Source organism: Cylindrospermopsis sp. CR12 (assembly GCF_001432185.1).
GTDB classification, from domain to species: Bacteria; Cyanobacteriota; Cyanobacteriia; order Cyanobacteriales; family Nostocaceae; genus Raphidiopsis; species Raphidiopsis raciborskii.
On record NZ_LMVE01000071.1, the window covers coordinates 1 to 14,407 of the forward strand.

Here is a 14,407-nt window from a genome sequence, read left to right on the forward strand (position 1 = left end):
GTCTTATTTAGTAGTATATAATGACAAGGGTGTGCTTCGAAATCGCATTTATATATATCCTGTTGGTTTGTTGGGTTTCGTGCCTCAACCCAACCTACGATTACTCCTTTACTAACGATCGCTATAACGACGTACTAAATTTCTCACAAATGATAAGCTGACCTTGAATCTTTCTGCCAACTGGCGTTGAGATCCCTCTCGAGCAACCCATGCTACAATCACGCGATTACGCAAATCTATTGAATAAGGTTTTGGCATATAATTTGACAGCACTTCTACTCTATTTTAGTTTATTACCCTTATTATAGCTTATCTTATTTTGGAGTTTAACTACATGAAAATTGCTGTAAATTCGGTTGCGGTGGTAACACGGCATAGAAATCTTTCGAAAAACTCTCGAGCAAATTCGTCTGGTACTGGCTCTTTCATGACTATTACAGCTGGTATGCCTACCTCTTTTGTTAAAAAGTCTGCTATTTTTAGTCCATCACAGGAGTTGAACAGGGCTATTTTTAACCCTTTTTCAGTTGCTTGGATGAGATCGCTCTTAAAATCTCGGATAATTGAGTTTTCTTGTTCAAACTGGATTGTGCCTCCATCTTTACTGCTACTATGTCCCGAGTAAAATAGAATATCGTAGCTGTCGTTAATTAGTAGTTGATGAAATTCCCGTTGTTCTGTAACATTTTTAAGAATAACTGTTGCGCCATTAGGTTCACATATTTTCAGAAGTTCATTGGCTTCATGAGACTGACTGGATGCTAGTTCCCCTTGATGACCACCAAAAATAGCCAGGATTTTTGGTGCTTTTGAAGTGAATAAGTTGGCATGAGTAGGTTTATTCGTATGGTCTTTTGATAAAATAAAAGTTATATCATAATTGTGATTACTAATATGGGTATTAAAATAATGTCCCCACGGTAGTCTGCGGAGAATATCATTATCTTGTTGGCTACTTTCATTGAGGTTATCTGAAAAATTTAGGTGAATACGAACTAATTCTCGATTTTGTGAAGAAATTCTTCTTTCAATTAGGTTCTTATCAATTAGGTTCTTAATTAGGTTCTTAATTAAAGTACTAATGTTTTGGGTTTCTAACCACTGTTCGTACTCGTCTTGTATGTTTGCTTTGGCAAGTTTCCACTCTTCTGTATTTATACTAGTTTCTTGATTGGGTACATCAGAAATTTTACGCGTTGTATAACTGTGCAAAATCCGTTGCCATTTTCTATAGAAATTTGGTATATTGATATTCTTTCTTATTTTTATCTTCTCTATAGTAGACAGTGTTTCCGTTGCTCCATCAGTCATGATCTCTGTAGTAAAACCATCGGAGAAGTTACCATTTAATACTCGTAATACAATGTTTATAGCCATAGGATTATAAGTGAGGTAGGTAGATTGAAATGGAAGTCTAACCGAGAACAACACAACTTAGCAAGTTTACTTACAAAAATTTAACAATTATGTACAAAAGTTATGAGGTATAAAGAAGGGTAAACTCAATTGCTATCGGAGATGTCTATTTATGGTTATAGGGCTTTTGACCCGCCACCACCTGAACCCTGGGGAAAGAGATCAAAAAAAAAGACATAATTGTGTTAACTATATCCTGAAAAACAAAGGTGGTTGATACGATGTTATGGGGAAATGCGGACATAATCAATGAAGTTACAGTGTTTAGTCAGTAAAAAGAGACATAATTGTATCAGTTAGATGAATTTTAAAGTTGCTCAACCTCTTGTCATTGTTGGAGAGTTAGGAAATAGTAATAGTCGTAGGGAAAAGAACAGCATAAATCTGATTACCTCAAAGTGAAACTTATTCCAAGGGGAAACAAAAATGGCTAATATTACTATTTCTGACTTACGCACTACTGACTTACGTCTCTCTGATTCTGAAAATTATCTGAATGATTTGACAGATGACGAACTTAAAACTTACGGAGGTTCGACAAAATCAAGTTCTAGTTATATTTGTAAGTACTTTGGTAGTAATTCCTCATCATGTGCGTATGCGAAGGCAAAGGAAAAAGGACTTTGGTAGTAATTCCTCATCATATACGTATGGGAAGGCAAAGGAAAAAGGAGTCACCTAGTTTAGATAAAAGAAATACTAGTACCAGGGTTTTGGATACTTAGTACTACTTATTTTTAGTATTAGGCGTGTAACAATATTTGTCAAGGCAAGTATTATTACATACCTATTTTTTTATTGGTTATATCTAACTCATCCCAAAAGAGCTTGTCCCGGTGATTTTTTTCTGTCCCTCGATTTACTGACTATTTAGCGATCGCTCTTCTCTTGAGTCTAAGTAGGGAGGCAAAATTATTTGTAGGATGGGTTAGCGATTTATGTTTAATTCCACCCACCCACTTAAACTGCAGTTAGAAATAAGTTACTGTGATTTTGTTCTTTTGATTTATTACCCACTCGCCAAATAACTCTGACCAAATTTGATAGCGCAACTGATCATTTAACTCTGCTTGAATAATTTCCTCCACTAAAATCAAATGCATGCCCTTGGAAGTCACAATCGGTTTAAGAACCTCTGGTGGTGTGGCTGCAAAAACAGCAGCCGAAATCTCTGACTTCAAATCTTTACGGGACAATATTCCTCGATATCCCCCTTTTCGGCGTAATTCTTTATCTTCAATATACTTGTGAGCTACATCATAAAAGCTGATTTCTTCTTCCTGAATAGAATAGAATAATTCCATGGCTAAATCTTCATCCTCTAACACCACTTCATACATCACAACCCCAGCATAATCTAATTGATTTTCATAAAAGTAAGGCTCAACTTTATCGGCAAATAGATGAGTGGTCAACTTCTGGGAAATAATGGTAAAGTGGGCAATTTCTTCTAAATCATCTATAGATAGATGGTGTTTATCTAGCCAAGCAAAGGTTTCTTGTGCGCCATGAAGTTTCTGAAGCGCTCTAATAGTATCTGCTGCTTGCTGGAGTTCCTCGTTATCCACAGTTATCCCAGCTTCTGTAGCTGCATCACTAATAATTCGGTGACTAAGAATAGACTGGATTAAATCGGGTATTTGAAGAGATAGCTTAACTTGTTTGAGAATATCTTCAGCAGTAATAGTAGTAGATTGCAACATGATTTATTTTTCCTAAAAAAACTACAAAATCAAGAGATTGCTAAAAGTTTTCTAAAATTCTAAACCTCCTTTTTGTAACTTCTTAAATGGATCAATAATAAAATCAATAACGCGACGCTGACGTACAACCACCTCAGCTGTAGCTGTCTGTCCGTAACGTAAGGGAATACAGCGATTGCTAGTATTAATACAAGTTTGATTTAACTGAATTTCTAGTTCATAAATTGCTATTGCCCCCTGAGCTGTTTCTTGCACTTTAGTAGTGGGGGAAATCTTGATTAAACTTCCGTTAACTATCCCATTATCCTGAAAAGGATAAGCATCAAACTTCATCTTAACTGGCATTCCTTTACGTAATGAACCACTTTCTGTAGTTGCCATTTGTGCTTTCAATAAAATATTCGCTGTGTGGGGCACTATTTCTACAATCATTGCTCCTTGTTGTACCACATCTCCTACCCCAGTAATCCCCAAATTAAAAATAGTACCGTCTACTTGGGCTGTAACAACTCGTTTCTTTAACTCAAGTTTCAAAGAATCAATTTCTTTCTCTGTTTGCATCAGGTCAGATTCGAGACTGTTAGTTTGGCCATTCAAATTTTTTAGCTGTTCTTGAATTTTAGACAGGGATATTTCTCCAGCATGAGTAAGGGTTTGAAGACTATTCTCTTGCTCGGTTAAACGCAACTCTGCTTGCTTAATATCTGCTTTCCCTTGATTAACAATTCTCTCATGAATCCTGTTTTGTTCAATTAATCGCAAATTTGCTTGCTTCATGTCCGCTTGACTTTTTTTTAAAATAATCTGCTTCTCATTGGCGATACTTTCCTGTTCAACGACCCGAACTTGCGCTACCACACCCTTACGGAAAAGATCTTGGTAACGTTCGACTTCTCCCAAGGCTTTTTGTAACTGGATTTGTGCTAAATCATAAGCTGTGTTGCTATCCTCTAACTGTTGTTTGGCTTGAGCAACTTGGGTCAGTTTTTCCTGTTCTTGCAAATTGTATGTTATCTTAAGAGACTGAAAGTTTTGTCGTGCTTGTTCTACTTGAGATAGTTTCTCTAATTGTTGGGACTGATTTTGCCGTTCTTGAGTACGCAGTTCAGTCTCTAGCTGGTTTTTTTGTTCCTTTAGTACATTGAGCCGATTTTTTTGACTTTGTAGTTGAATTTGGAGTTGAGTCATTCGGTCACGAATAGGGAGACTGTCCAGTTCCATTAAAATATCCCCAGCTTTTACAGTGCTTCCTTCTTTAACCTTTAGTATTTCAACTTTAGCTGTTTGGGAATTAAGAGCAGCAGATGTATGGGTTAAATTTAGCTTTTGCTTAATTGTACCACCTTGCGGTTCTAACCTTCCTCTAGCAGTACCCGTTTCATCTACCTTAGACAACATTCCCCAGGGTAAGGCGATCGCCATAAAAGCGATTAAAAAATAGAAAAGTCCTCGAGTCCATCGCTGAGGTAATGCGTCCAACAGTTCATTTGTGGCAAAAGACGAATCTACCGGAGAATTTAGGTTGTTTGCTGGTAGATTTTGGTCGATAAAAGGACTAGATTCATCTGGTAAACTTACTAAGTTTGTGTCTAAACTTTGGTCGATGTTCTTTTGGTGTTGGGTAATATCATTAAACTGTGGCATGGCCTTAATTATTCCAAGATTTACTAGGTTAAGTTCTAGGTTGAGTTTTAGGTTGAGTTTTAGTTGTCGACTTAGTCTAGGTGGGTGAGTGGAATTAAATATAAGATGAACGTAGGTTGGGTTAAAGTATGAAACACAACGCCCACACGGGTCTCGTTACTCGACCCATCCTATAAATAATTGTGCCTCCCTAGTTACCCAAAGCCATTCAACATTTAGAGATGACCATCAATCCCAGAGGGAAAATTAATTAATTTGCTGCTGATTTAAATAGTAGTAATGTCCTTTTTTTGCCATTAACTGCTCGTGGTTTCCTTGCTCGATTAATACTCCTCTATCTAAAACTAAAATAACATCAGCATTTCTAATAGTAGATAGGCGATGGGCAATAATTAATGTTGTGCGGTCTTTAAGAATTCTATTCAAATTAGTCTGAATAATTCGCTCTGACTCCACATCCAAGTGGGAAGTTGCCTCATCAAAAACTAACAGACGAGGATTACCCAATAAAGCCCTAGCAATGGCTAATCTTTGCCTTTGACCACCAGACAATAACCCCCCACCTTCACCAATCTGGGTTTCATAACTCATGGGTAATTTTTGAATAAATTCGTCAGCACCTGCTATTTGAGATGCTTCAATAATTTCCGCCTGAGTTGCAGAAGGTTGGGCTAGAGTCAAGTTTTCCCGAATTGTGCCACCAAATAAAAAAGTATCCTGGTCAACAACACCGACTCTTTGACGCAAGGAAGGTAAAGAAATGCTATTTATGTCATGACCATCAATTAAAATCTTCCCATCTGTAGGGGGATACAGCCCCAAAACTAACTTAGAAATTGTGGTTTTTCCTGAACCAGAACGCCCGACCAAAGCTACAGTCTGTCCAGCTTTGATTTCAAAACTGAGATTCTCTAAAATATTCGTTTCGCTCTCTGGGTGGTATCGAAATGTGACTTTGTCAAAAATAATATCTCCTCTTAAATCTGTCAAATAATAACGAGACTGAGATTGGAAATCTTCCTCCGGTTCAGTATCAATTACATCATTAATTCGCTCTATTGCAATAATTACCTCCTGAAACTCATTCCATAGAACTGTTAACCGCTGAAAAGGGTTTATTACATTGCCAATTAACATATTAAAAGCTACCAACTGGCCGATAGTTAATTCTCCTTTAATCACTAACCAAGCTCCAAACCAAAGTAACCCAGTAGTTACTAAAGACTCGATGGTTAAGCTAAATACTTGGAGTCGGTTACTAATAATCTGACCGGAAAAGTTTTTCCGAATTGACTTGTTGAGGAACTCTTCCCAACGCCAACGTACCACCTGCTCAATTGCTAGAGATTTGACGGTGCGTACGCCAGTTAGAGATTGGATCAGATAACCACTTTCTTCGGTTACAGCTGAAAATATTTCTCGAGATATCTTTTGGAGGAACGGAGTAGCAATGAAAGCAAGTAAGAAAAAGGGTGGGACAATAACTAGTGCTAGTAAAGCCATCTTCCAGCTATACCAAAACATAAGCCCCACATAGATAAAGACGGTGAGTAAATCTAATACAATAGATAGGGCTTCACCTGTTAGAAATCTCTCAATCTTCCGATTTTCCTGCACTCTAGCCATGATATCCCCTACGTAGCGAAACTCAAAAAACTGCAGGGGTAATCGGAAAGTGTGAGTAATAAATCCCACAATCATGGATAAATGTACTTTGTTGGCAGTATGGTCAAGAAAATATTGTCGCAAGCCGGTTAAAGCAACCCGAAATAAACCAAAAATGACTAACCCTAATCCCACAGCTGTTAAAGTTAATGTACTCCTTTGAACAACAACCCGGTCGAGAAGTAGCTGGGTAAATAATGGGGTAATTAGTCCGAAAATTTGAATTACGACGGAAGCAATAAATACTTCCACCAATACTTGGCTATGAGGACTAGCTAAATTAAAAAACTGCCAGAATGGGGTGGTCTGATTTTTGAGTTCCTTGATTAAAGCTGTTGGTTTTAGGAGTAATGTGTAACCTTGCCATCCCGCTCTAAATTCTTGGTAAGTTAAACTACGTTGACCAATAGCAGGGTCAGCAACAATTACTGTATTAGGAGTGATCTCATAAACTACTATGTAATGTTTGCCTTCCCAGTGAGCGATCGCGGGTAATTGTCTACCCAATTCGTTCATACTTGCTTTTTCGTTTTCGTGAATTCTTGCTTTTACTGGTCTAGTGGAAAATCCAATACTTTCTGCAGCAGCGGATAATCCCCGTAGGGAAGCTCCATTGGCATTTACATTAGCAATATCTCTAATGCGGTTGACACTAAAATTTTTACCCCAGTAAGAGGCAACCATCACTAAACAAGCTGCACCACAGTCAGAAGCGCTTTGTTGCTCAAAGAAAGGATAGCGTTTAGTAATACGCTGCCATAAATGAGTAACTCGCTGAGCAGGGCTGGGGAAATAGGCCTTGTTTACTTTTTGCTTGTGTATTGGATTGTAAGTAGTTGTGTCTGATTCAACAAAGTGTTCGGGGTTTTTCTTTCCAGATAAATCTGGTTGAGTATTGATGGAAAATTTGGTTTTTTGTTCATTATCTTTAGCTATAGCTAAATTGTATAAATAATCTCTGAATCGGTAATTTTTATGAATGATAGAGCGCAAAACTTTACCAGGAATATAACACAGCTCTACTTCAGTCGAAACTGTGACAGCATAATCTAAAAAATTGGATTCAGGAAATAAAGTACATTCCCCAAATAGTTGATCATGCTCTAGGGTGGTAATTAAGTCTCGGCTACTGTTAACCAGTCTTACTTTACCAGTAATCAAAATATAGAAGCCATCGGATGCTGAGATATTTTTCAAAAACAGACCTCTTTCAGGTTTTTTTAATTCAGCCGCCCTAAGTAAACTGGCTAACTCCTTTTCTGATAAAAATTCACCGATTAGACGAGATAGATGTTCTTTGGTAGTCATTTTTCTATGAATAGTGGGTCAAAATTTTAATTAGTTAAGAAAACGCCAACTATGAGGGAAGATCCCTAATCACAATACTGCTTTTGTTACTCAAGTTTTTAGTCTCTGATTGTGGGGGATCGTTTTTTTCAGGGTTATTCTTTGACTTTTGTCTGGTAGATAAGCCCATTTGTTTGAGCAGTCTGTTAATATGGCGATCGCTTATTTTAATTCCCATTTCTGCTTCTAAGTGTTCACTTAATTTTTTAGCTGTCCACTGTGAAGCATTATAAGTAAAATCACGATTAGGCACTTTTACTTCTTTAGGGCTTTGAGAGAGTAACTCTCTCAACCGGTCTAAGCATCGATCATCTACAATTTGGGGTCTGCCAATTAAGTTACTGTTCCACTGATGAGCTTGACCAGACTTGGCAACGTTTATCCAATAGCGTGCGGTACTATGGGAACAACCTAATTCTTGGCAAATTTGGGTTTGGGTTTTACCCTGATCTGCAAGCAACATAATTTTAATCCTCTGAAAATGCTGCTTGGACAAGTTTAGTTTAAGGTTTTTTTCTAGATGTTTTCTCTGAAAGGGACTGAGAAATCGACCAGAGTTATTGGGAAAATTAATATCAGTTTCAGACGATTTCATAGGATAATACTCGCTTAGCCTTAGTAGGAGAGTATTTTGGAGAGCCTACGACTGGCTATACTGAGTATTGTATATGGCATAGTGGCATCAACCATCCCGGAACCAGAGCTAGTTTGTGCTAAAATAGAAGATAATTTAGGAATAAAGCAATCAGTGGCTAAAATTCCACATGCACCAAGAGCGCAAGCAATAAAAATAAGGGTTATATGGCTATTCATCAGAATTACACCTCTTTTTTGACCTCTAAATCTATGTAGTATGAAACAGGTCTATTTTTTTGAGTAACCAGCTTTTTTTTAAAATAAGTACAAATTTCGTATTTAAGTATTATTAAATGCTCGTATTTTTACGCCCTCAACCACAGGCGATCGCATAATTCTAGAGGACAAAATCATTAGTTCTACTACATCGGTTCTATATTTTCTATATTTTAATACTCTTTTTTAGCCAACGTATTCTAACTGGAGTTTAGACTAAAGAGCGATCGCTCTTTAGTCAGTAAATCGAGGGATATCTGTTGTAACACACACTTCCATAACAGAAAATGAAAAAAGCACAACCAAATTTAATATAACCCCTACGAAACGAATTGGAATAGGTTTCACCTTGAGGTAATCAGATTTATGCTGTTCTTTTCCCTTCCCTCTCTATTGTTTTTACCTTACCTGCGGGGAGGACAAACTGTTGGCCGCAAAGGGAAAGGTCGTCTGGAAGCACCTGTTATAGAGTTGATTTCTGACTCTGTAATTTCATTAAGATAATTTTCAGAATCAGAGAAAAAATCTACACCAGCAGGACGTAAGTCGGAAATACTAATATTAGCCATTTTTGTTTCCCCTTGAAATAAGTTTCACTTTGAGGTAGTCAGATTTACTTTGTTCTTTTCCCTACAACTATTACTATTTCCTAACTCTCTAAAAATGACAAGAGGTTGAGCAACTTTAAAATTCATCCAACTAACACAATTATGTCTCTTTTTACTGACTAAACAATGTAACTTCATTTAGATTATGTCCGCATTTCCCCATACCTTCGTATCAACGACCTTTCTTTTTCAAGATATAGTTAATACAATTATGTCTTTTTTTTTGAATCTCTCTTTCCAGTGTTCGGGTGGTGGCGGGCCAAAAAAATAGCCCCATGACTCAATGAGGCTAAAATCTACGGATGAACCAATCGCTCTTTGATTCCGGTATAGGCGACTAATATCAGTCAGCCAACTCTAATTTCTGATAAATATCCTCAGAATCAGCATTTAAATAGGGACGCTGCCAATCAATCCCCAACCCAGAAAACTGCTCGGAAATAGCATTAATCCGACCCACCGCAGAATTGTCCTCCTGTTGCCAAGCCATCAATAAACCATGGGCTATAATCTGACACCGATTCATGCCAAAACTCTCCTCACTGCCAAACTTTTTGTCTGGTTCTTCTGCCAAGCCTAAACCCGGTGCTAACTCAAGGGTAAACAAAGGTGTTTCTTGCTTAAAAACAGACTGATTCTGCTGGTAAACATCACTCACAACTTGCCTTACTAATTTATAATCTTGTTTGCCGAAATAAAGCACTCCAGAATCATATCGTTGATAATCAGCTGAATTATATAAGGTCTTAAAACTAAAGGGAATGCCCATCTCATTTAACTTTTCAGTTAACCCAGCCATCACAGCCACCGCACCTTCAGGAGTAACATTAAAATAGATTCGCACCATGGCTTCCTCTCTTTGTAAACCAGCATTACCCACTGCCATATAAAAGCCATTTTGCACTAAATTCTTGGGCATCAAAATTGATACAACATCACCCACTACTGCAGATTTTTCATACTCTGGAAGATGCTTGTCACGTTGGATATGTAATCGCAAACCACCCTTAGTTACAGCCACACTGCCATCGGTTTCCTCTCTCAAAACAGACCAACCTGAATCAAAATAACCCTCTCCTTTATTCGCTTTGTCTAACTGCAAATAAAATTCCATCGATACACCAGCAAAACTATTATTCTCCAAATCTAATTGCTGATGCTTATTCCCATCACCTAATGCTTGTGATTTTTGTATCGACCCATTGTAATAAATGCTGTAAAGAAAACCTCGCAATTGTAATATTATATACTTTTCTTGTATATGCTTTGGTAAAGCCTGAATGCGAGACAACATATCCGTAGGCATTTCCCATGGTTCATAGTTAGGATGACGAATCGAAAAATCAGCAGAAATTTCGACATTTTCCACAATATCTAACAAAACTTCCTTTAACCGGGTTCCAATTTCAGAAGTTAATTGATGAGATTGAGAATTAAGTAATGACATAATTTTTCAAAATACTCAAGGATATTAAAGTTTGCCAACAACAGAAGAATTCATCTGATTTAACTGAGTAGCAGTATTCCCAAAAATCGTGGGCATTGATGATTCAGGACGACATAACAAAGCCTTGGCTACCTGAAGCATAGCAATTCCAGTATTATTAAAAATTTTTTGATACTGAACCATTGCTAAAATTGCAGTAATTAAAGAAAACCCTGCTACCTGGACTACTTGCTTTAAGAAATTAGGACGGTATTGTAATATTTCTGGGAAAGTTTCTAAATAAGCTAACGTTAACCTCCCCATAGATGGCTGAAGTAATTCTAGTGGAGTAGTTGCTAGTCGCAAAGACTCTTCAATACTGAGCGAATTACTAATTACCAAACTACCTAACCAAATTTGCAGATAACTGGCGATCGCCATTCCCAAATCAAATGCTGGATCTCCCCAATCAGACCTTTCCCAATCTATCAAACGGACCACATTTTCATTCACATCTTTCCAATTTTGATTTAAAAGAATGTTATTCAACTTCAAGTCATTGTGAGTTAGACAAATAGGAGAAATAGTTCTACTTAAGAGCTTAACTGCTTCTGCCAAGCTATCATATCGTTGATAAAGCGCAAAAAACTTTAATCCACCCATGGGGGCCAGTCCAAAAATTTCTGGCCCTATCCGTTCCAAACTATCTAGTAATAGTGGGGATACCTTGGGTTTTCCAGCAAATTCTTCTTGGGCAAAAAATTCTCTATAAATACTTTTATTCCAGGTTTCACGGTGAATTATCGCCAAACAACTGCCAATTTGAGCAGCAACCTGAGTAGGAAAGACATTGTTTTTAGAGTAGAATTCTCCTAAATCCTGATAATTATCCAGATAAGTAGAAACTAAAATTGAGTTCTCAGCATCGTAGAGCAGTAATTCTGGCAGAAACCTACGCCAATGGTCTAATTCAGGAAAGTTCTCCAGAAAGCTGGGGATTCGCCATTCCCCAAAAAACTCGCCTACCGTTTCCTTTTCTAAATTAATAAATTGTTCTTGTTTTACCAGCAACTTTTTCCCCCCTGGTAAAGTTACTAATAAATTAAAATTTTTAGCCTGAATCTGTTTTAATTCCAGATTTTCTACCGAGCGATCGCATAACTTACTCTTGATAAGATATTCGTTGACATTTTGAGAACTTAAGATCAACTTCATTTAAACCTGCCTTTAGATATTTAGATAAATTGACAACCCACTAGTATTTATGTTGCTTTCACTTCTGTTAAATCCCTGATCATATATTTTATGTATTTACTAGTAACTGAGAATAACCCAGCCTTAAATTTTTATGAGTCGAAAACCAAGAAAAAAGGGCATTAAACACGTTTAGATATATACATGAAAAACTTTAGATGAGTATGCAAGCATTTATAAAGGATTTNNGAAAAAGGTAGAAAAAAACCGGTGGGGGAGTAAACTTTTAGCGGGGATGAAACCAAATCAAAAAAAGAAAGGGAACATCACCAGGACAAGCTCTTTTGGGATGAGTTAGATATAACAAATTAGAAAATAGGCGGCAACAATATTTGTCAATGCAAATTGTTATACGCCTAATCCTAAAAATAAGTAGTACCAGGTATCCGAAACCCTGGAACTAGCAATGTCCCTCTTCCCCGTCTAGTGTCTACCCAAATAATTTTTTAGCACCCCATACAATGCCACCACTAATAGCCGCCCCAAGTGCCACGCCTCCTGCCCAACACCAAGCAGTACTTGTTATTGTAAAAGTTGGAGTAGCTCCACCATTGATTCTATGGTATTCAGATTCATGTACTTCATCTAAAAAACTTTCAGAATCAAGGAATAAATCATATCCAGCAGGAGACTCTAAGTTGTCAATCGTAATTTTTTGCATAATACTCATCCTTTTCTACTTTCGTGTTCCAACATAAACAGCAATAGCAATACCAACAACCAAACCACAAGCAAAAGTCGAAGTAATAACAACAGTTATTGGAGCCAACCCACCAGAAACATTGTAAAGCTCATTATCATTTAGATCATCTAAAAAGCTTTCAGAATCAGAGAAAAAATCTACACCAGCAGGACGTAAGTCGGAAATACTAATATTAGCCATTTTGTTTCCCCTTGAAATAAGTTTCACTTTGAGGTAGTCAGATTTACTTTGTTCTTTTCCCTACAACTATTACTATTTCCTAACTCTCTAAAAATGACAAGAGGTTGAGCAACTTTAAAATTCATCCAACTAACACAATTATGTCTCTTTTTACTGATTAAACACTGTAACTTGATTTAGATTATGTCCGCATTTCCCCATACCTTCGTATCAATGACCTTTCTTTTTTAAGATATAGTTAATACAATTGTGTCTTTTTTTTGAATCTCTCTTTCCAGTGTTCGGGTGGCGGCGGGCCAAAAAAATAGCCCCATGACTTAGGCTAAAATCTACGGATGAACCGATCCCTCTTTGATTCACATATAGGCGACTAATATCAGTCAGCCAACTCTAATCTCTGATAAACATCCTCAGAATCAGCATTTAAATAGGGACGCTATAAATACTTTTATTCCAGGTTTCACTGTGAATTGTGCCCAAACAACTGCCAATTTGAGCAGCAACCTGAGTAGGAAAGACATTGTTTTTAGAGTAGAATTGTCCTAAATCCTGATAATTATCTAGATAAGTAGAAACTAAAATTGAGTTCTCAGCATCGTAGAGCAGTAATTCTGGCAGAAACCTACGCCAATGGTCTAATTCAGGAAAGTTCTCCAGAAAGCTGGGGATTCGCCATTCCCCAAAAAACTCGCCTACCGTTTCCTTTTCTAAATTAATAAATTGTTCTTGTTTTACCAGCAACTTTTTCCCCCCTGGTAAAGTTACTAATAAATTAAAATTTTTAGCCTGAATCTGTTTTAATTCCAGATTTTCTACCGAGCGATCGCATAACTTACTCTTGATAAGATATTCGTTGACATTTTGAGAACTTAATATTAACTTCGTCAGACTGACTGGATGCTAGTTCCCCTTGATGACCACCAAAAATAGCCAGGATTTTTGGCGGTTTTGAACTGAATAAGTTAGTATGAATAGGTTTAGATGTATGTTCTTTTGATAGAATAAAGGTTATATCGTAATTATCAGCTATATCAGATTTAATATGATCGTTGAAATAGGATCCCCACGGTAGTCTGCGGAGAATATCGTTATCCCTTTGGCTACTTTGATTGAGGGTTGGTGAAAAAATTAGGTGAATACGAACTAATTTTCGATTCTGTTTAGTGGAGGTTTTAGTTTGTTCTGTAGGAGAAATTATTTTTTCAATCAAACTACTAATCTTTTGATCTTTTAGCCATTTTTCGTACTCCGTTTGTAACTTTGTTTTGGCAGTTCTCCATTTTTCTGTAGTTATATGAGTGTCCTGAACTTCTATGGAAGAAATTTTACGGGTTGTATAGCTATGTAGAATATTTTGCCATGTGATGTAGAGATTTTGTATATTTGTATTCTCTACAATACGCTCTGATTCTTTTTTCCATCATAAATGATATCTATATTAAATCCTTCTGAGAAGTTGCCATTTAATACTCGTAATACAATGTTTATAGCCATAGGATTATACTTAAGCTTCTCCGGTCTGAAGACACGGAGATTTCTGAAGAGTCCATAAACGAACTTTCTGAGGTTGGCTTAAACAGCCTCTACTGATTCCGCTAAGATTAATTCC

General features: G+C 37.0%; 13 protein-coding genes. All 13 read right to left on the minus strand.

The window, feature by feature from the left end:
- Positions 1–111 precede the first annotated feature (111 nt).
- The gene (locus ASL19_RS08855; protein WP_235528962.1) at positions 112–258 is read right to left on the minus strand and encodes a hypothetical protein; all 147 of its coding nucleotides are present in this window, start codon (positions 256–258) and stop codon (positions 112–114) included.
- A gap of 72 nt (positions 259–330) precedes the next feature.
- Complete coding sequence (locus ASL19_RS08860; RefSeq protein WP_152980416.1) at positions 331–1,377, minus strand: CHAT domain-containing protein; 1,047 nt, start codon at positions 1,375–1,377, stop codon at positions 331–333.
- 1,010 nt (positions 1,378–2,387) lie between these two features.
- A complete protein-coding gene (locus ASL19_RS08865) occupies positions 2,388–3,119 on the minus strand; it encodes a peptidylprolyl isomerase (protein ID WP_057178052.1) in 732 nt (243 codons plus the stop codon).
- 51 nt (positions 3,120–3,170) lie between these two features.
- The gene (locus ASL19_RS08870) at positions 3,171–4,763 is read right to left on the minus strand and encodes an HlyD family efflux transporter periplasmic adaptor subunit (protein ID WP_057178053.1); all 1,593 of its coding nucleotides are present in this window, start codon (positions 4,761–4,763) and stop codon (positions 3,171–3,173) included.
- Positions 4,764–5,009: 246 nt separating this feature from the next.
- A complete protein-coding gene (locus ASL19_RS08875) occupies positions 5,010–7,736 on the minus strand; it encodes a peptidase domain-containing ABC transporter (protein ID WP_057178054.1) in 2,727 nt (908 codons plus the stop codon).
- A gap of 49 nt (positions 7,737–7,785) precedes the next feature.
- Positions 7,786–8,370: a helix-turn-helix domain-containing protein gene (locus tag ASL19_RS08880; RefSeq protein ID WP_057178055.1), complete on the minus strand. Its 585-nt coding sequence runs from the start codon at positions 8,368–8,370 to the stop codon at positions 7,786–7,788.
- Between the two features lie 661 nt (positions 8,371–9,031).
- On the minus strand, positions 9,032–9,196 hold the full coding sequence (locus tag ASL19_RS18205) for a hypothetical protein (RefSeq protein ID WP_200959836.1): 165 nt from the start codon (positions 9,194–9,196) through the stop codon (positions 9,032–9,034).
- 382 nt (positions 9,197–9,578) lie between these two features.
- Complete coding sequence (locus ASL19_RS08890) at positions 9,579–10,682, minus strand: T3SS effector HopA1 family protein (protein ID WP_057178057.1); 1,104 nt, start codon at positions 10,680–10,682, stop codon at positions 9,579–9,581.
- 24 nt (positions 10,683–10,706) lie between these two features.
- Positions 10,707–11,876 (minus strand): phosphotransferase, encoded by a 1,170-nt coding sequence (locus ASL19_RS08895; RefSeq protein WP_057178058.1) that lies wholly within the window; start codon positions 11,874–11,876, stop codon positions 10,707–10,709.
- A 469-nt stretch (positions 11,877–12,345) separates the two neighbouring features.
- Positions 12,346–12,576: a hypothetical protein gene (locus ASL19_RS18210; protein WP_072149114.1), complete on the minus strand. Its 231-nt coding sequence runs from the start codon at positions 12,574–12,576 to the stop codon at positions 12,346–12,348.
- 15 nt (positions 12,577–12,591) lie between these two features.
- Entirely contained in the window at positions 12,592–12,798 is a 207-nt protein-coding gene (locus ASL19_RS08905) for a class IIb bacteriocin, lactobin A/cerein 7B family (RefSeq protein WP_057178060.1), read from the minus strand.
- Positions 12,799–13,221: 423 nt separating this feature from the next.
- The gene (locus ASL19_RS08910; protein ID WP_200959837.1) at positions 13,222–13,539 is read right to left on the minus strand and encodes a hypothetical protein; all 318 of its coding nucleotides are present in this window, start codon (positions 13,537–13,539) and stop codon (positions 13,222–13,224) included.
- Positions 13,540–13,630: 91 nt separating this feature from the next.
- Positions 13,631–14,008 (minus strand): hypothetical protein, encoded by a 378-nt coding sequence (locus ASL19_RS08915; RefSeq protein ID WP_057178061.1) that lies wholly within the window; start codon positions 14,006–14,008, stop codon positions 13,631–13,633.
- Positions 14,009–14,407 lie beyond the last annotated feature (399 nt).